At 74.4% G+C, this 18,272-nt stretch carries 16 protein-coding genes; 12 read left to right on the top strand and 4 right to left on the bottom strand.

The annotated features are described in order from the left end of the window. Positions 1 to 17 precede the first annotated feature (17 nt). From Sya03_RS02235 to Sya03_RS02215, 5 genes are all read left to right on the top strand, one after another. Positions 18 to 665, top strand: coding sequence for a hotdog fold domain-containing protein (locus Sya03_RS02235; protein ID WP_203936433.1), 648 nt, complete (start codon positions 18 to 20; stop codon positions 663 to 665). Positions 666 to 793: 128 nt separating this feature from the next. After that, positions 794 to 1,762 carry an ABC transporter ATP-binding protein gene (locus tag Sya03_RS02230; RefSeq protein WP_203936432.1) on the top strand — a complete coding sequence of 323 codons (969 nt, stop codon included), beginning with the start codon at positions 794 to 796 and terminating at the stop codon, positions 1,760 to 1,762. Next, entirely contained in the window at positions 1,759 to 2,592 is an 834-nt protein-coding gene (locus Sya03_RS02225) for a DUF2705 family protein (RefSeq protein ID WP_203936431.1), read from the top strand. The genes Sya03_RS02230 and Sya03_RS02225 overlap by 4 nt, the downstream gene beginning before the upstream one ends. A 207-nt stretch (positions 2,593 to 2,799) precedes the next feature. Then, positions 2,800 to 6,516: a multifunctional oxoglutarate decarboxylase/oxoglutarate dehydrogenase thiamine pyrophosphate-binding subunit/dihydrolipoyllysine-residue succinyltransferase subunit gene (locus Sya03_RS02220; protein ID WP_203936430.1), complete on the top strand. Its 3,717-nt coding sequence runs from the start codon at positions 2,800 to 2,802 to the stop codon at positions 6,514 to 6,516. A 35-nt stretch (positions 6,517 to 6,551) separates the two neighbouring features. Next, positions 6,552 to 7,469, top strand: coding sequence for an alpha/beta hydrolase (locus Sya03_RS02215; RefSeq protein WP_203936429.1), 918 nt, complete (start codon positions 6,552 to 6,554; stop codon positions 7,467 to 7,469). Here the strand turns inward: Sya03_RS02215 and Sya03_RS02210 are convergent. From Sya03_RS02210 to Sya03_RS02200, 3 genes are read right to left on the bottom strand one after another with little or no spacing between them, the layout of a single operon-like run. Then, positions 7,456 to 8,139, bottom strand: a complete 684-nt coding sequence (locus Sya03_RS02210; RefSeq protein ID WP_203936428.1) for a response regulator — start codon at positions 8,137 to 8,139, stop codon at positions 7,456 to 7,458. The genes Sya03_RS02215 and Sya03_RS02210 overlap by 14 nt on opposite strands. After that, positions 8,136 to 9,215, bottom strand: coding sequence for a sensor histidine kinase (locus Sya03_RS02205; protein WP_203936427.1), 1,080 nt, complete (start codon positions 9,213 to 9,215; stop codon positions 8,136 to 8,138). Before Sya03_RS02205 ends, Sya03_RS02210 begins: the two co-directional genes overlap by 4 nt. Before the next feature lie 11 nt (positions 9,216 to 9,226). Then, the gene (locus Sya03_RS02200) at positions 9,227 to 11,200 is read right to left on the bottom strand and encodes an APC family permease (protein WP_239107066.1); all 1,974 of its coding nucleotides are present in this window, start codon (positions 11,198 to 11,200) and stop codon (positions 9,227 to 9,229) included. 187 nt (positions 11,201 to 11,387) lie between these two features. Here Sya03_RS02200 and Sya03_RS02195 point away from each other — a divergent pair, with 187 nt between their 5' ends. From Sya03_RS02195 to Sya03_RS02180, 4 genes are all read left to right on the top strand, one after another. After that, the gene (locus Sya03_RS02195) at positions 11,388 to 11,567 is read left to right on the top strand and encodes a DUF6104 family protein (protein ID WP_203936426.1); all 180 of its coding nucleotides are present in this window, start codon (positions 11,388 to 11,390) and stop codon (positions 11,565 to 11,567) included. Between the two features lie 4 nt (positions 11,568 to 11,571). Further along, positions 11,572 to 12,318 carry an AAA family ATPase gene (locus Sya03_RS02190; RefSeq protein ID WP_203936425.1) on the top strand — a complete coding sequence of 249 codons (747 nt, stop codon included), beginning with the start codon at positions 11,572 to 11,574 and terminating at the stop codon, positions 12,316 to 12,318. A gap of 47 nt (positions 12,319 to 12,365) precedes the next feature. Further along, positions 12,366 to 14,411 (top strand): phosphate acetyltransferase, encoded by a 2,046-nt coding sequence (pta, locus tag Sya03_RS02185; protein ID WP_203936424.1) that lies wholly within the window; start codon positions 12,366 to 12,368, stop codon positions 14,409 to 14,411. A 73-nt stretch (positions 14,412 to 14,484) separates the two neighbouring features. Further along, positions 14,485 to 15,597 (top strand): acetate/propionate family kinase, encoded by a 1,113-nt coding sequence (locus tag Sya03_RS02180; protein ID WP_203936423.1) that lies wholly within the window; start codon positions 14,485 to 14,487, stop codon positions 15,595 to 15,597. Here Sya03_RS02180 and Sya03_RS02175 read toward each other — a convergent pair. After that, positions 15,590 to 15,760: a hypothetical protein gene (locus tag Sya03_RS02175; protein WP_203936422.1), complete on the bottom strand. Its 171-nt coding sequence runs from the start codon at positions 15,758 to 15,760 to the stop codon at positions 15,590 to 15,592. The two genes, Sya03_RS02180 and Sya03_RS02175, sit on opposite strands and share 8 nt — an antisense overlap. A gap of 140 nt (positions 15,761 to 15,900) precedes the next feature. Between Sya03_RS02175 and Sya03_RS02170 the strand changes: the two genes are divergently transcribed. The 3 genes from Sya03_RS02170 to Sya03_RS02160 all read left to right on the top strand — a co-directional run. Then, positions 15,901 to 16,758 (top strand): alpha/beta hydrolase family protein, encoded by an 858-nt coding sequence (locus tag Sya03_RS02170; protein WP_203936421.1) that lies wholly within the window; start codon positions 15,901 to 15,903, stop codon positions 16,756 to 16,758. Between the two features lie 124 nt (positions 16,759 to 16,882). Next, a complete protein-coding gene (locus Sya03_RS02165; RefSeq protein ID WP_203936420.1) occupies positions 16,883 to 17,923 on the top strand; it encodes an alpha/beta hydrolase family protein in 1,041 nt (346 codons plus the stop codon). Positions 17,924 to 17,942: 19 nt separating this feature from the next. Continuing rightward, a partial coding sequence (locus Sya03_RS02160) for a pentapeptide repeat-containing protein (RefSeq protein ID WP_203936419.1) occupies positions 17,943 to 18,272 on the top strand: 330 nt, incomplete at its 3' end.

Below are 18,272 nucleotides of genomic sequence, written 5' to 3'. Positions count from 1 at the left end.
TGTGAGACCGTTCCGGGATGCGCATCCCGGCGGAGTTCAACGGCCCGCCCGGCTCGGGCAACGGCGGCTGGAGCGCGGGGCTGGTGGCCGCCGCGAGCGGCCTGCGGCACCCGGAGGTGACCCTGCGCCTGCCGCCGCCGCTGGACACCGAGCTGACCCTGGCGGGCGGGGAGCTGCGGGACCCGGCCGGCGCGCTGGTGGCGCAGGTGGCCGAGGGCGAACCGGTCACCGGCACGGTGCCGCCGGTGGACCCGGAGACGGCGGCGCGCGCCGCGGCGGCGTACCCCGGCCTGACGGACCACCCGTTCCCCGGCTGCTACGTGTGCGGGCCGCGGCGCCCCGACGGCCTGCGGATCTTCCCCGGCCCGGTGGGCGACGGGCGCACGGCCGCCCCGTGGACGGCGCCGGAGCGCCCGGCGGTGCCGACTATGTGGGCGGCCCTGGACTGCCCCGGCGGCTGGGCGGTGATCGGCCCGGGCCGGCCGTACGTGCTGGGCCGCATCGCGGCGACCGTGCACGCCCTGCCGGAGCCCGGCGCCGCCTGCGTGGTCACCGGGGCCGCGGTGGCGGCCGAGGGCCGCAAGGCGCGGGTGCTGTCCACGGTGTACGGGCCGGACGGCGCGGTGCTCGGCACCGCCCGGGCGACCTGGATCCGGGTGGGCTGACCCCGCCCGGGGGCGGTGCCCCGTCCTCCGCAGGGATGAGGGACGGATCGGGCCCCGGCCGGATGAACCTGCGCCACTTGACCGCGAAGCTGACGATCGAGACCTTCGCTACCCAGATGGGAAATGACATGTCCGTGGGACAGGTGCAACACGGGTCGGGGGGCCCGCCGACGGCGGCCGCCCCCGCGCCCGGCGAGATCGTGGTGTCCGGCCTGACGAAGCAGTACCGCGGCGTGCGCGCGGTGGACGACCTGTCGTTCACGGTGCGGCCGGGCCGGGTCACCGGCTTCCTGGGTCCCAACGGTGCCGGCAAGACGACCACGCTGCGGATGATGCTCAACCTGGTCGCCCCGACCAGCGGCTGGGCCACCATCGGCGGCACCCGGTACGTGGACCTCGACCAGCCGCTGCGCCACGTCGGCGCGGTGCTGGAGGCGTCGAGCGCGCACAAGGGCCGCACCGGGATCAACCACCTGCGGGTGATCTGCGCGGCGGCGGGGCTGCCGAAGTCGCGGGCCGACGAGGCGCTGGAGCTGGTCGGCCTCACCCCCGCGGCGAAGCGCAAGTTCAAGGGCTACTCGCTGGGCATGAAGCAGCGGCTGGGCATCGCCGCGGCCATGCTGGGCGACCCGCGGGTGCTGATCCTCGACGAGCCGGCCAACGGCCTCGACCCCGAGGGCATCCGCTGGATGCGCGGCTTCCTCAAGGGCCTCGCCGCGCAGGGCCGCACGGTGCTGGTCTCCAGCCACCTGCTGTCGGAGATGCAGCTGCTCGCCGACGACGTGGTGATCATCGCCGCGGGCCGGCTGATCCGGCAGGGGCCGGTCGACACCGTGCTCGGCTCGATGACCACGGCGGCGGCCGAGGTGAAGGTGCGCACCCCGCAGGCCGAGCAGCTGGCGGCGGCGCTGCAGGCGGCCGGCGCGGCGGTGCGGCCCGGCCCCGACGGCGGCCTGCTGGTCACCGGCGTGGACGCCCCGACGGTCGGCCGGGTGGCGCTGCAGGCGCAGGTCGAGCTGCACGAGCTCGTCGCCGAACGCCCCGACCTGGAAGGTGTCTTCCTCGAGCTGACGGCCGGAAAGGCGGGCATCCGATGAACCTCGTGCGTTCCGAGCTGCTCAAGATCCGCACCACCGCCACCTGGTGGGTGCTCGCGCTCATCACGTTCGTGCTGTGGGCCCTGACCACGCTGATCAACTGGCTGCAGACCTCCAGCCTGATCAACCTGGGCGCCGAGGCGACCGAGGGCCTCACACCGGAGCAGTCCGAGCAGGTCCTGGCGCAGTCGGACATCGCGAACATCGCCGCCAACCTCTACACCAGCGGGCAGTTCTTCGGCCTTCTGATGGTCATGCTGCTCGGCGCGATCGTGGTGACCAACGAGTTCTTCCACCAGACCGCCACCACCACGTTCCTCACCACCGCCCGGCGCACCGAGGTCATCGGCGCCAAGCTGATCGCCGCCACCATCCTGGGTGCCGCGTTCTGGCTGGTCACGACGGTGCTCAACCTGGTGGTCGGCGCGCTCATCCTGGCCGCCTACGACACCGGCTCGCAGCTCGGCTCGGGCGCGATCTGGCGGGCGATCGGGCTCAACGCCCTCGCGTACGCCCTCTGGTCGATCCTCGGCGTCGGCGCCGGCGTGCTGATCCGCAGCCAGATCGGCGCCACCATCACCCTGGTGATGGTCTACCTCGCGGGTTACTTCGGCGCGGGCATCTTCTTCCTCGCCATCGGCGACCGCTGGGGTGAGTGGTTCCAGGAGCTGCAGGTCCTCGTGCCGCCGCTGGCGTCGCAGCTGATGATCACCGGCACCGAGCTGCCGGGCAGCCCGCCGCAGTGGGTCGGCGCGGTCGTGCTGGTCGCGTACGCCGTGGTCATGGGCGTGATCGGCACCCTGCTGGTGCGCCGCCGCGACATCTCGTAACCCCGGTCCGGAACGCGGGGCCCCGGCGCGCGCCGGGGCCCCGCGCCGTGTCCGGGCGGCGGGCCCGGCCCGGGCCCGCCCGGGATCGACTAGGCTTCTCAGGCGCGATGGGAGCGGACGTCGGCACTCGTCAGCCTGTCGTCGCGGCGTAGCCTGGATCAGGCTCTCCGAGTCGCGCCAACCACGTTGAAAGAGGCGATACCGGCTGTGTCGACCCAGCAGACCGCTCAGGACAACCCTCTGGCGGGTTTCGGCCCGAACGAGTGGATCGTCGACGAGATGTACCAGCGCTACCTGGCCGACCCTTCCAGCGTCGACCCCGCCTGGCACGACTTCTTCGCCGACTACAAGCCCGCCGCCGACGCCGAACCGATCGTGAGCCCGGGCGAGGCCACCGCCGCCGCCGCCACGGCGAGCGCCGCGAAGGTCGGCACGGACGCCCCGGCCGCCAAGCCCCCGGCGAAGCCGGCCGTGCCCGAGGCGCCCAAGGCCGCCCCCGCGGCGAAGCCGGCCCCCGCGCCGGCGCCCGCCGCCAAGCACGCCGCGCCGGCCGCGAAGGCCGACGCCGACGGCGGCGCGACGACCACCACGCTGCGCGGCGTCGCCGCCCGCATCGTGCAGAACATGAGCGCGTCGCTGGAGGTGCCCACCGCGACGAGCGTGCGGGCCGTCCCGGCGAAGCTGCTGGTCGACAACCGCATCGTCATCAACAACCACCTCGCCCGCGGGCGCGGCGGCAAGGTCAGCTTCACCCACCTCATCGGGTGGGCGCTGGTCCGCGCGGTCGTCGAGCACCCGGAGATGAACAACTCGTTCACCGAGGTGGACGGCAAGCCCGCCGTGGTGCGCCCCGAGCACGTCAACCTGGGCATTGCGATCGACCTGGCGAAGCCCGACGGCTCCCGCACGCTGGTCGTGCCGTCGATCAAGGCGTGCGAGCAGATGGACTTCCGGCAGTTCTGGCAGGCGTACGAGGACGTGGTCCGGCGCGCCCGCCGCAACGAGCTGACCATGGAGGACTACGCCGGCACCACGATCTCGCTGACCAACCCCGGCGGCATCGGCACCGTCCACTCCATCCCGCGCCTCATGCAGGGCCAGAGCGCCATCATCGGCGTCGGCGCGATGGAGTACCCGGCACCGTACTCCGGCATGTCCGACGACACCCTCGCCGAGCTGGGCGTCAGCAAGGTCACCACGCTGACCAGCACCTACGACCACCGGGTCATCCAGGGCGCGCAGTCGGGCGAGTTCCTCAAGGCCATGCACGAGTACCTGCTCGGCGAGCACGGCTTCTACGACCAGATCTTCACCTCGCTGCGCATCCCGTACGAGCCGGTGCGCTGGGTGCGCGACGTCGCCCGCACCTCCGAGGGCCAGATCGACAAGGCCGCCCGGGTCGTCGAGCTGATCCACGCGTACCGGGTCCGCGGTCACCTGATGGCCGACACCGACCCGCTCGAGTTCAAGATCCGCAAGCACCCCGACCTGGACGTGCTCCAGCACGGCCTGACCCTGTGGGACCTCGACCGGGTGTTCCCGGTGGGCGGCTTCGGCGGCAAGCAGCGCATGAAGCTGCGCGACGTGCTGGGCGTCCTGCGCGACACGTACTGCCGCCGCGTCGGCATCGAGTACATGCACATCCAGGGTCCGGAAGAGCGCAAGTGGATCCAGGACCGCATCGAGATCAAGTACACGAAGCCCGACACCGCCGAGCAGAAGCACGTGCTCAACCGGCTGAACGCGGCCGAGGCGTTCGAGACGTTCCTGCAGACCAAGTTCGTCGGGCAGAAGCGGTTCTCGCTGGAGGGCGGCGAGTCGCTCATCCCGCTGCTCGACGAGGTGCTCCAGCGCTCCGCCGTGGACGGCCTCGACGAGATCGTCATCGGCATGGCCCACCGCGGCCGGCTCAACGTGCTCGCCAACATCGTCGGCAAGCCGTACGAGAAGATCTTCAACGAGTTCGAGGGTCAGATGGACCCGAAGTCGGCGCACGGCTCGGGCGACGTGAAGTACCACCTCGGGCAGACCGGCAAGTACACGACGCCCGACGGCGAGCACTCCACCACCGTCAGCGTCGTGGCGAACCCGTCGCACCTGGAGGCGGTCGACCCGGTGCTCGAGGGCGTCGTGCGCGCCAAGCAGGACCGGCTCGACCTGGGCCTGCACGGCTACACGGTGCTGCCCGTGCTGGTGCACGGCGACGCCGCGTTCGCCGGCCAGGGCGTGGTCGCCGAGACGCTCAACCTGTCCCAGCTGCGCGGCTACCGCACCGGCGGCACGCTGCACGTGGTCGTCAACAACCAGGTCGGCTTCACCACCGCCCCGGAGTACAGCCGCTCGTCGCTCTACTCGACCGACGTCGCGCGCATGATCCAGGCGCCGATCTTCCACGTGAACGGCGACGACCCGGAGGCGGTCATCCGCGTCGCCCGGCTCGCGTTCGAGTACCGGCAGGCGTTCAACAAGGACGTCGTCATCGACCTGGTCTGCTACCGCCGCCGCGGCCACAACGAGGGCGACGACCCGTCGATGACCAACCCGCAGATGTACCAGATCATCGACTCGAAGCGGTCCGTGCGGAAGCTGTACACCGAGGAGCTGATCGGCCGGGGCGACATCACCGTGCAGGACGCCGAGGAGCAGCTGCGCGACTTCCAGCAGCAGCTGGAGCAGGTCTTCAAGGCCACCCGCGACACGGCCGGCTCGTCCGGCGCCCGGGTGTCGCAGCGCCGCCAGGACGAGTCCGAGCCGCAGGTCGACACCGCGGTCACGCCCGACGACGTCGCCGCCGTCGGCCGCGCCCACATCGAGCTGCCCGAGGGCTTCACCCCGCACAAGCGCGTCCAGCAGCTGCTGGAGCGGCGGGCGAAGATGTCCACCGACGGCGGCATCGACTGGGGCTTCGGCGAGCTGATCGCGTTCGGCTCGCTGCTGCGTCAGGGCGTCACGGTGCGCCTCGCCGGGCAGGACTCGCGCCGCGGCACGTTCACGTCGCGGCACGCGTCCGTCGTCGACTCGCGCACCGGCAAGGACCACCTGCCGCTCGCGGGCCTGGCCACCGGCACGGCCCGGTTCTTCGTCCACGACTCGCTGCTCAGCGAGTACGCGGCGATGGGCTTCGAGTACGGCTACTCGGTGGAGAACCCGGACGCGCTCGTGCTGTGGGAGGCGCAGTTCGGCGACTTCGTCAACGGCGCCCAGTCGATCGTGGACGAGTTCATCTCCTCCGGCGAGCTGAAGTGGGGCCAGCAGTCGTCCGTCGTGCTGCTGCTGCCGCACGGCCACGAGGGCCAGGGCCCGGACCACACGTCGGGCCGCCCCGAGCGGTTCCTGCAGCTGTGCGCGCAGGACAACATGCGGGTGGCGAACCCGACCACCCCGGCGAACTACTTCCACCTGCTGCGCCGCCAGGCCCTGTCCAGCAAGCGCAAGCCGCTGGTGGTGTTCTCGCCGAAGTCGCTGCTGCGGCACAAGCAGGCCGTCTCGCAGGTCGCCGACTTCACCACCGGCACGTTCCAGCCGGTGCTGCCGGAGACCGCGCTGACCGGCGACGCGGGCGCGGTGAAGCGCATCCTGCTGTGCTCGGGCAAGGTCTACTACGACCTGCTCGCGGCCCGCTCCGACCGGGGGATCACCGACACGGCGATCATCCGGATGGAGCAGCTGTACCCGCTGCCGGTGGACGAGCTGAAGGCGGCCCTCGGGCAGTTCCCGAACGCCGAGGACGTGGCGTGGGTGCAGGAGGAGCCGGCCAACCAGGGCGCGTGGTCGTTCGTGGCGCTCAACCTGCTGGAGCACCTCGACGGGGTGCGGCTGCGCCGGATCTCCCGGCCCGCGGCCGCGGCTCCCGCCGTGGGGTCGGCGAAGCTGCACGACGCCGAGCAGGCCGCCCTGATCGAGGCGTCGCTGCCCCGCCCGTAGGTCTGAAGACAGCTGTGCGCGGTGCGGGAGGTGGGGTGACCCCACCTCCCGCACCCGTTCCGGTCGCCGTTCCCGCCGGGCTCGCGGCCGAGTGCCGGGCGTTCTACGCCGCCCGGGGTGAGCGGCGCGGGCCGGCCTCCTTCGACGAGGTGCTGGCGGCGCGGGCGGCGCAGGTGCCCCCGGCGGTCGCCGTCGAGCGTGTGTCGCCGCTCGGGGTGGCCGTGCGGGTGGTCCGGCCGGCGGGCGTCGTGCGGGGCGTGCTGCTCGACATCCCCGGCGGGGGCTTCTACCTGGGCGCCTCGGCGGGCGGGATCGCGCGCGCCGCCGAGGTGGCCGGGGCGCTCGGGGTCGCCGTCGTGAGCGTCGACCACCGGCTCGCGCCGGAGGAGCCGTGGCCCGCCGCGCCCGACGACTGCGAGGCCGCCGCCCGGTGGCTGATCGAGCACGCGCAGACCCGGTTCGGCACGTCCGCGCTGGCGGTCGTCGGCAGTTCGGCCGGGGCGACCCTGGCGACGACCACGCTGCTGCGGCTGCGCGACCGGGGCCTCGCCGGCCGCTTCGCCGCCGCCGTCCTGCAGTTCGGGGTCTACGACCTGAGCGGCTCGACCCCGGCCGGGCGGCTGATCGCGGGCGAGTACTTCCTGGACGCGTACCTCGGCCACGTGGCCGACCGGACGGTTCCCGACGTGTCGCCGGTCTTCGGCGACCTGCGCGGCCTCCCGCCGGCGCTGCTGATCGTCGGCGAGCGGGACGTGCTGCTCGCCGACAACCGGGCGCTGGCGGCGCGGCTGGCGGCCGCGGGGGTGGACGTCGAGCTGCTGGTCTACCCGGAGGCGCCGCACGGCTTCACCGAGCACCCGACCGGCATGGCGCGGGCCGCGCTGGCGGACCGGGACCGCTGGCTGGCCGGGCGCCTGGCACGCGGCGGCCCGCCCGCGCTCAGTCCGGCGTGAGCCGGTAGCCGAGACCCGGCTCGGTGCGGATGTAGCGCGGGGCGGCCGAGTCGGGTTCCAGCTTGCGGCGCAGGTTGGCGAAGTGGACCCGCAGGTAGTTCGTCTCCGTGTCGTAGGCCGGGCCCCACACCTCGTGCAGCAGGTGGCGGTGGCCGACGAGCTTGCCAGGGTGCCGGGCCAGGATCTCCAGCAGGTGCCACTCGGTCGGGGTGAGGCGGATCTCGGCGCCCGCGGCGGTGGTGACCCGCCGGGCGGCCAGGTCGACGGTGAAGTCGCGGGTGGTGAGCGCCGCCGGCCCGGCGTCGTGGGCGGTGGCGCGGCGCAGAGCGGCGCGGACGCGGGCCAGCAGCTCGTCCATGCCGAACGGTTTGGTGACGTAGTCGTCGGCCCCCGCGTCGAGCGCGGCGACCTTGGCGGCCTCGGCTTCGCGGGCCGACAGCACGATGATCGGCGTCCGGGTCCAGCCGCGCAGGCCCTCCACCACGGTGACGCCGTCCAGGTCGGGCAGGCCCAGGTCGATGATCACCAGGTCGGGCGGGGTGCGCGCGGCGAGCGTCAGCGCGGTGCCGCCGTCGGCGGCGGTGAGCACGTCGTAGCCGCGCGCGGACAGGTTGATCCGCAGCGCGCGCAGCAGCTGGGTGTCGTCGTCGACGAGCAGGATGCGGCTCACGGCGCCGCCCGCAGGGCGACGGTCATGGTGAGCCCGCCGCCCGCCGTGTCGCCCGGGGTGAGGGTGCCGCCCTGCGCCTCGGTGAAGCCGCGGGCGATGGCCAGCCCCAGCCCGAGGCCGGTGCCGTCGCTGTCGTTGAGGCGCTGGAACGGGGCGAAGACGCGGTCGCGGTCCGCGGCGGCGATGCCCGGCCCGTGGTCGACGACCGCGAGGTGCAGCCCGCCGTCGCGGGCGCGGCCGCGGACGGTGACCGCCCGGCCGGGCGGCCCGGCGGCGCAGGCGTTGCTCAGCAGGTTCGCCACCACCCGCTCCAGCAGGCCCTCGTCGGCCAGGGCGAGCGGCAGGTCGTCGGGCACGTCGACGTCGACCGGCACGCCCCGCGTGTCGGTGGCCAGGACCGCCCGGGCGACGACGGCGTCCAGGGCGGCCGGGCGCAGCTGGACCGACAGCACCCCGGCCTCCAGCCGGCTCGCCGACAGCAGGTTGCCGACCACCGTGGCGAGCCGGTCGGCGGACTCCTCGACGGTGGCCAGCAGCTCGGCCCGGTCGTGGGCGGAGAAGTGGACGTCGGGCTGGCGCAGGCTGGAGACGGCGGCCTTGATCCCGGCCAGCGGGGTGCGCAGGTCGTGGCCGACGGCGCCGAGCAGCGCGGCGCGGGTGCGGTCGATGTGGGTCAGCTCCGCGGCCTCCGCGTCGCGGCGGGCGGCGGTGGCCCGGTGCCGGGCGGCCAGGTCCACGGCGGCGCCGAGCGCGACCGCGACGCCGACGTAGACGGCCAGCACGACGACGTCGTCCGCGGTCCGCACCGCCAGGGAGTGCAGCGGGGGGACGAAGAAGAAGTTCACCAGCAGGCCCGCGGCCACCGCCGCGGCGAGCGCCGGCCACCACCCGCCCGCCGCCGCGGCCAGCACGACCGGCACCAGGTACAGCAGCACCACGCTCGCCAGGGACAGCTGCGGCCGGGTCGGCACGAGCACGGCCGTGGCGAGCGCCGGCGCACACCCGGCCACGGCGAACCCGGTTCCCGCCCGCCGCCACGTCCGGCCGGCGGGCGCCCCGCCCCACGCTGTGTCCATGTCGGCAAGTTCTACCCGATCGGCGGCGGCGACCCGGGCCGCCCGGCCGCCACGGGCTCGCGGTCGTCCGGCCGCCGCCGGTGGCTCGACTCCAGCTGCCACGGCACGCTGACCACCATCACCCGGCGCTGGAACAGCAGCCGCGCCTTGAGCCGCAGGGCGCTCTGGTTGTGCAGCAGCTGCTCCCACCACCGCCCGACCACGTACTCGGGGATGTAGACCACCACCAGGTCGCGCGGGCCGTCCGCGCGCAGCCGGCCGACGTGCGCCAACACCGGCTCGGTGATGTCCCGGTACGGCGAGTCGAGCACCGTCAGCGGCACGTCGAGGTCGCGCTCGTCCCACTGCCGCCGCAGCAGCGCCACCTCGTCGGCGTCGATGCCCACGGTGAGCGCGGTCAGCGTCGCGGGCCGGGTCGCCCGGGCGTACGCGAGCGCCTGCAGGGTCGGCCGGTGCACCCGCGACACCAGCACCACCGCGTGCACGCGGGCCGGCAGGACCAGCGCCCCCGGTTCGGGTTCCAGCTCGGCGCCGACCCGGTCGTAGTGCCGCCGGACGGCCCGCATGAGCGCGAACAGCACCGGCACCGCGATCACCACCAGGTAGGCGCCGTGGGTGAACTTCGTCGCCAGCACGATCGCCAGCACCAGGCCGGTCAGCGCGCAGCCGGTGGCGTTGATCGCCCGGGAGCCGTGCAGCCGCCGCCGGGCCACCGGGTCGCGCTCGGCGGCCAGCGCCCGGTTCCAGTGCCGCACCATCCCGGCCTGGCTGAGCGTGAACGAGGTGAACACGCCCAGGATGTACAGCTGGATCAGCCGGGTCACCGAGCCGTCGAACGCCCAGATCAGCGCCGCCGCGTTCAGCGCCAGCGCGATGATGCCGTTCGAGAAGGCCAGCCGGTCGCCGCGGGTGTGCAGCTGCCGCGGCAGGTAGCGGTCCTGGGCCAGGATGGCGCCCAGCATCGGGAAGCCGTTGAACGCCGTGTTCGCCGCCAGCACCAGGATCAGGGCGGTGGTGGCCAGGATGAGGAAGAACCCGGCGCTGCCGCCGCCGAACACGGCCGCCGCGAGCTGCGCGATCACCGTGCGCTGCGGGTCGGTCGTGCAGTCGCCCGGGAAGCCGACGAGGTCGCAGGTGTGCTCGGCGACCCGCACGTCCGCGACCAGCGCCAGCGTGGTGATGCCGGCGAACAGGGTGATCGCCACCGCGCCCATCGCCAGCATCGTGCGGGCCGCGTTCTCCGCCTTCGGCGGCCGGAACGCCGGCACCCCGTTGGAGATGGCCTCCACCCCGGTCAGGGCGGTGCAGCCCGACGCGAACGCGCGCAGGGTGAGCAGGGCGAGCGCCAGCCCGGTCAGGCCGGCCTGCTCGGGGCGCACCTGCCAGCCGGCCGACTCGGCCACCGGCGCGTCGCCGGCGACGGCGCGGCCCAGCCCGAGCGCCACCATCACGAGCACGCCCGAGATGAACAGGTACGTCGGCCAGGCGAACGTCCGGCCGGACTCGCGCACGCCGCGCAGGTTCATCGCCATCAGCGCGACGACCAGCCCCGCGCACAGCGCAACCCGGTGCGGGTGCAGCGACGGGACCGCGGAGATGACGTTGTCGACGCCGGCGGCCACCGACACCGCGACCGTCATGACGTAGTCCACCAGCAGCGCCGCCGCCACGACCAGGCCGGACGACGGGCCGAGGTTGCGCGACGCCACCTCGTACGACCCGCCGCCGCCGGGGTAGGCGCGCACCACCTGCCGGTACGACGCCACCACCACGGCCAGCAGCACCACCACGGCGAGGCCGACCCACGGGGCCAGGAACAGGTACGCCAGGCCGCCCAGCGTCAGGACCAGCAGGATCTCCTGGGTGGCGTAGGCGACGGACGACAACGGGTCGGAGGCGAAGATCGGCAGCGCCAGCCGCTTCGACAGCAACGTCTCCCCCAGCCGGTCGCTGCGCAACGGACGCCCGACCAGCACACGCTTCACGCTCGGCACACCAGGCAGTGAAGACCCGGGCCCCCGTACCCGGCGGTGATCTTGACGCGTTCTTCACGCCGTACCGGCGGATCTTGGCGGCTTCCTGACGCGGCGGTGACGCCCGCCACCCCGCCCGCCACCCCGCCGAGCACGTGCCGGGCCGGGGCCGGCGCCGCTGCGCCTAGGATCCTGTGCCATGTACTTCACTGATCGCGGGATCGAGGAGCTGGTCGAGCGGCGCGGGGAGGAGTCCGTGACGCTGGAGTGGGTCGGTGAGCGGCTGCGCGACTTCGTCGACCAGAACCCCGAGTTCGAGACGCCGATGGAGCGCTTCGCGGTGTACCTGGCCCGGCTCGACGACGAGGACGACGAGTAGCCCGGTGGAGCCCTGGACCCGCGCCCGCCGCGACGGCGCCCGGCTCGTGCGGCGGGTGGAGCCCGTCCCCGGGGCCGAGGTGGACCGGGGCGCCTGGTGGGCCGGCATCCCGGCGGTGCGGGCCGTGCTCGACGGCGGGCTGGACCTCGCCGGCGGGGTGACGTTCCTCGTCGGCGAGAACGGGTCCGGCAAGTCCACCCTGGTCGAGGCCGTCGCCGCGCTCTGCGGGCTGAACCCCGAGGGCGGGTCGCGGCACGCGCGGCACAGCACCCGGGCCACCGAGTCGCCGCTGGGCGACGTGCTGCGGCTGGTGCGGTCGCCCGGCGGGATGGGGCACGCCTACTTCCTGCGCGCCGAGACCATGCACGGCTTCTACACCTACCTGGAGGAGACCGGCGAGGGCGGGCTGCACGAGCGCAGCCACGGCGAGGGGTTCCTCGACCTGCTCGACCGCAAGTTCACCCGGGCCGGCTTCTACCTGATGGACGAGCCCGAGGCGGCGCTGTCGTTCACCTCCACGCTGAGCCTGGTGGCGCGGCTGGCCGACCTGCGGGACGCGGGCGCCCAGGTGCTGGTGGCCACCCACTCCCCCGTGCTGACCGCCCTGCCCGGCGCGACCGTGCTGGAGCTGGGCGACCACGGGCTGCGCCGCGCCGACTGGGCCGACCTGGACCTCGTGGTGAACCTGCGCCGCTTCCTGGACCGGCCCGGCCGCTACCTCGACGCCCTGCTGGACGGCGAGGGGCAATAGGGACCTTCGGCCCGGCCGGTGCGGGTCCGGGCCGGTAGGTTGAGGGCGTGGGACGCAGCGTGTACGTGGCGGGGCTGGGCCCCGGGGTCGGCAAGGGGACGGTGGCGCTCGGGCTGGTCGAGCTGCTGTCGCGGCAGGTCGCCCGGATCGGCGTGTTCCGCCCGCTGGTCGCCGGGCCGGACCCGCTGCTGGAGCTGCTGACCAGCCGCTACCCGGTGATGGCGCCGTACGACGAGTCGTACGGGGTGACGCTCGCCGAGGCGGCGGCGCTCGTCGCGGACGGCCGGCGCGAGGAGCTGGTCGGGCGGATCGTCGAGCGGTACCGGGCGGTGGAGCGGCGCTGCGCCTCCGTGGTGGTGGTCGGCAGCGACTTCTCCGACGGCCACGAGGACGGCGGCGACGAGCTGCCCCGCGAGCTGGCCTTCAACGCCCGGCTGGCGAACGAGTTCGGCAGCGTCGTCGTGCCCGTGGTGCGCGGCGGCGGCGACGCGGCGGCGCGGGCGGCGTACCACTCCTTCGCGGACCTGGGGGCCACCGTGCTCGCGGTGGTGGCGAACCGCTGCACCCCCGGCGCCGCGCACCCGACCGGCCTGCCGGTGCCCGCCTGGTCGATCCCCGAGGTGCCGGCGATCGGCGCGCCCACCGTCGCGGAGGTGGCGGCCGCGCTGGGCGGCACGGTCATCACCGGCGAGCAGGCCGCGCTCGACCGCGACGTGCTCGACTACGTGGTGGGCGCCGCGCACGTGCCGCAGGTCCTCGACCACCTCGTCGACGGCGCGCTGCTCATCACCCCGGGCGACCGCGCCGACCTGCTGGTCGCGGCGAGCGCCGCGCACGCCGCCGGCAACGTCACGCTGGCCGGGCTGGTGCTGACCATCGGCGAGCACCCCGACCCGCGCGTGGTGTCGGTGATCGAGCGCCTGAACACCGGCCTGGCGATGCTGGTGGTGGAGAGCGACAGCTACCACACCATCGCGGCGGCGGCCCGCATCATGTCCCGGCTGAGCACCGCCACCCCGCGCAAGGTGGACGCGGCGCTGGGCGCGTTCGAGGCGCATGTGGACACCGCCGAGCTGTCCCGGCGGCTGGACGTCACCCGGTCGAGCCGGGTGACGCCGCTGATGTTCGAGAACGACCTCATCGACCGCGCCCGGGCGAACCGCCGCCGGCTGGTGCTGCCCGAGGGCACCGACGAGCGCATCCTGCGCGCCGCCGAGAGCCTGCTGCGCCGCGGCGTCGCCGACCTGACCCTGCTGGGCGACCCGGCCGAGATCCAGCGCCGCTCCCGCGAGCTGGGCGTCGAGCTGGGCGACGCGCACCTGGTCGACCCGGTCACCAGCGAGTGGCGCGACGGGTTCGCCGCCCGGTACGCGGAGCTGCGCAAGCACCGCGGCGTGCCGCTGGACCTGGCGTACGACGTGGTGCGCGACGTGAACTACTTCGGCACGCTGATGGTCGACGCGGGGCACGCCGACGGCATGGTGTCGGGCGCCAACCACACGACGGCGGCGACGATCCGGCCCGCGTTCGAGATCATCAAGACGGTGCCGGGGGTGTCGGTGGCGTCCAGCGTGTTCCTCATGCTGCTCGCCGACCGGGTGCTGGTGTACGGCGACTGCGCCGTCAACCCCGACCCGGACGCCCACCAGCTCGCCGACATCGCGCTGTCGTCGGCGGACACCGCCGCGCAGTTCGGGCTGGAGCCGCGGGTGGCGATGCTGTCGTACTCGACGGGCACCTCCGGCGCGGGCGCCGACGTGGAGAAGGTCGCGGCGGCGACGAAGCTGGTGCAGGAGCGCCGCCCGGACCTGCCGGTCGAGGGCCCGATCCAGTACGACGCGGCGATCGACCCGGCGGTGGCGGCGACGAAGCTGCCCGGCAGCGCGGTGGCGGGCCGGGCGACGGTGTTCGTCTTCCCGGACCTGAACACCGGCAACAACACGTACAAGGCGGTGCAGCGCTCGGCCGGGGCGGTGGCGGTCGGCCCCGTCATGCAGGGCCTGCGCCGGCCGGTGAACGACCTGTCGCGGGGGGCCACGGTGAAGGACATCGTCAACACGGTCGCGATCACGGCCATCCAGGCGGCGTCGTGAGCGAGCGCAGCGAGCGAACCATCAGGCAGAGCGCCGCCGCTCAGGCGCCCACCGAGCGAAGCGAGGTGGGTGCGTGAGCGAGCGCGTGCTGGTGATCAACAGCGGGTCGTCGTCGCTGAAGTGGCAGCTGTTCGACGGCGCCGAGGTGGCGGCGAAGGGCACGGTGGGGCGCATCGGCGAGCCGGGCGGCGACGCGGCGGACCACGCCGAGGCGCTGCGCGGGGTGCTGTCGTCGGCGGACCTGTCCGGGCTGGCCGCGGTCGGGCACCGGGTGGTGCAGGGCGGCGCCGACTTCGACGGGCCGGTGGTGGTGGACGACAAGGTCGTCGAGGCGATCGAGCGGCTCAGCCCTCTCGCGCCGCTGCACAACCCGGCGAACCTGGCCGGCATCCGGGTGGCCCGCGACCTGCTGCCGGACGTGCCGCAGGTGGCCGTGTTCGACACCGCGTTCCACCGCACGATGCCGCCGGAGGCCGCGACGTACGCGATCGACACGGCCGTCGCCGAGCGCTACGGGGTGCGCCGGTACGGCTTCCACGGCACCTCGCACGCGTACGTGTCGCGGGAGACGGCCCGCCTGCTGGGCCGCGACCCGGCGGACGTCAACGTGATCACCCTGCACCTGGGCAACGGGGCCAGCGCGTGCGCGGTGCGCGGCGGCCGCAGCGTCGCCACGTCGATGGGCCTGTCGCCGCTGCAGGGGCTGGTGATGGGCACCCGCAGCGGTGACCTGGACCCGGCGGTGCTGGTGCACCTGCACCGGGTGGCGGGCATGTCGGTGGACGAGCTGGACACGCTGCTCAACCACCGCAGCGGCCTGCGCGGGCTGGCCGGCGACAACGACATGCGCGCGATCGTGCGCGGCCGGGCGGCGGGCGACGCGGCCGCGACGCTGGCGTTCGACGTCTACTGCCGGCGCATCACCGAGTACGTCGGCGCGTACCTGGCGGTGCTGGGCCGGCTGGACGCGATCACGTTCACGGCGGGCGTCGGGGAGAACACGCCGGAGGTCCGGGCGTGCGCGCTGGCCAACCTCGAGACGCTGGGTATCGAGGTGGACACTGAGCGCAACGCCGCGGGCGGGCCGGTCATCTCGCCGGACGGCGCCCGCGTGACGGTGCTCGTCGTGCCGACGGCGGAGGAACTGGAGATCGCGCAGCAGGCGCGCGCCGTGCTGGCTAGCTGACGACGAGCCAGATCAGCAACGCGACGAGGGCCAGCGCGACGACGGCCGCGCCCGCGATCAGCGGCGTGTTCGACGAGGACCGGGCCGGCTCCTGCGGCTGGCTGGAGAACGCCCGGAACGCCTCGGTGTTGCCGCTCGGGTCCACCGGGTGGTTGTCAGACATGGCCCCGACCCTAGCGAACGACGCACGCGACGGGGAGTGCCCGTCCGTCGATGCCGCGGTTTCGGAACGATCCGGGCGGCCAGCCCAGATCGGACATTCGGCCGGAGCGCGGGGTGGCGGCGTGGACCTACCGTCAGCGCATGGGTGCGCGGAGAGGGCCGGCGATCGCGCTGATCGTCCTCTGCGCCGTGCTCGGTTTCGCCGTGGCCGGGGCGGCGGGAACTGCCGTCGCCGGACGGTCCGCCGCCGTCGCCGCCGGCGCGCCGGACAAGCCGTACCGGGTCGGCGTGCGCACCCTCGACCTGGCCCGCGGCCCGGACCGGCCGCTGCCGACCACCGTGTGGTTCCCGGTGGCCGCGAACCGGGTGGCGCAGGGCCGGCACCCGCTCGTGCTGTTCAGCCACGGGCTGGCCGGGGCGCCCGAGCACTTCGCCGGCCTGGCGAACCAGTGGGCGGCGGCCGGGTTCGTCGTGGCCGCGCCCGCCTACCCGCACACCCGGGCCGGGGTGCCGCTGCGCCGGGCCGACCTGCGGCACCAGCCCGCCGACGCGACGTTCGTGCTCCGCGCCGTGACAGGGCTGGCCGCGCCCGACCCGCTGGCCGGGCACATCGACGGCGGCCGGGTGGCGGCGGTCGGGTTCTCGGCGGGCGCGTACACGACGATGGGGCTGTTCGCGCCGGGGCACGACCCGGGGCTGCGGGCCGGCGTGGTGATCTCCGGCCGGGAGGCGCCCGGGCGCTTCGGCGGGGCGCCGGTGCCGATGCTGTTCGTGCACGGCGACCGCGACCGGGTGGTGCCGATCGCCTCGGACCGGCTCGCGTACGCGCACGTGCCGTGGCCGAAGCGGTTCGTAACGCTGCCGGGCCGCGGGCACGGCGAGTTCCTGCGGCCGGGCGGCCCGATGTACGCGGAGGTCTCCGCGCTCATCCTGGAGTTCCTGCGGGACCGGCTGTACGGCCACGTCCCGGCACCGGCGCCGCGCACCGTCACGGCGTAGCTCACGCAGCGTCACGGGACATGGAGGAACGGGCCCGATTGTCCGGCCTGGCACTACCCTGTGTGATCAATTCGGTGTCCGAGACGGGTACTTTGCCCGGCTTGGTTCGGGCACACTGGTAACCATGCGTCGCCGAACCGTCATCGCCAGTCTGACCACCGCCGTCGCCGGCGCCCTGGCCGGGTGCGCGACGCAGCCCACCGCCGAGCCGCCCCTGCCCGGCGAGATGCCGCCGCCCAGCGCCGCCGCGTCACCGTCCCCGTCGCCCAGCGCGGCGCCCACCCCGACCGCCACCAACGGCGCCTCGCCGTACTCGTCCACCAAGCGCTCGACCCTCGCCCCGCAGACCCCGGTGCCCGTCGCCGTCCCGCCCGGCACCGCCCCGGCCACCGCGTTCGCCGTCGGCACCCGCACCATCGAACACTGGCGCACGCCGGACCGGCGCCTGCCGCTGACCGTCTGGTACCCGGCCACCCGGGACGGCGACGGCGCTCCGGTCGCCGAGGGCCGCTTCCCGCTCGTCGTGTTCAGCCACGGCCTCACATCGCAGCCGCAGGCATACTCGGTGCTGATCCTGCCGTGGGTGCGCGCCGGATTCGTCGTCGCCGGCGCCGCCTACCCGTACACGTCGTACGGCGTCGAGGACTACCGGCCCATCGACATCGTCAACCAGCCCGCCGACGTCTCGTTCCTCATCAGCGAGATGATCAAGCTCGACACCGCCGCCGGCGACCCGCTCGCCGGGAAACTGGCCGTCGACCGGATCGCCGCGGCCGGCCACTCCGGCGGCGGCATCACCACCGTCGGCCTGTTCAGCGGCCAGCGCGACACCCGGCTCAAGGCCGGCGTCGTGCTCGCCGGCACCGACCTGCTGAGCGCACCGTTCAGCGGCGACCCCGCCCCGATGCTGTTCGTGCACGGCAAGAAGGACCGCACCGTCGCGTACGCCGCCGGCCGGACCGTCTACCGGGCCGTGCCATGGTCGCGGGCGATGCTGAGCATCACCAACGGCGGACACCTCAACAACGGCGGCGACTTCGACGCCGTCGCACTGACCACCACGGACTTCCTGCGCTGGAGCCTGTACGGCGACACCGCCGCCCGCGCCCGCCTGGCGAAGGACGCGGCGACCGGCGGCGTGGCCACCTTCGACGACGAGCTGTAGCGACACGATCCGCGGCGGGGTGGGGGCACCGCGGGAACGGCGCCCCCCACGCCTCGGCTCAGTCGTCGTCCGCCTATCCGGCGCCACCCTGACCCCGGCCACGACCACCCTGCCCGGGACCACCCTGGCCGGCGGCATCGTCCTCGGCGCCGCCCTGGCCACGACCACCCTGACCGGGGCCGCCCTGGCCGGGACCACCCTGGCCGGCGGCGTCGTCGGCGTCGCCCTGACCCGGACCACCTTGACCGGGACCACCTTGACCGGGACCACCCTGGCCGGGACCACCCTGGCCGGGACCACCCTGGCCGGGACCACCCTGGCCGGGACCACCCTGGCCGGGACCACCCTG

Source organism: Spirilliplanes yamanashiensis (genome assembly GCF_016863475.1).
GTDB lineage: Bacteria > Actinomycetota > Actinomycetes > Mycobacteriales > Micromonosporaceae > Spirilliplanes > Spirilliplanes yamanashiensis.
Note: the sequence above shows the minus strand (reverse complement) of the source record. Positions and strands in the feature narration are given on the sequence as shown.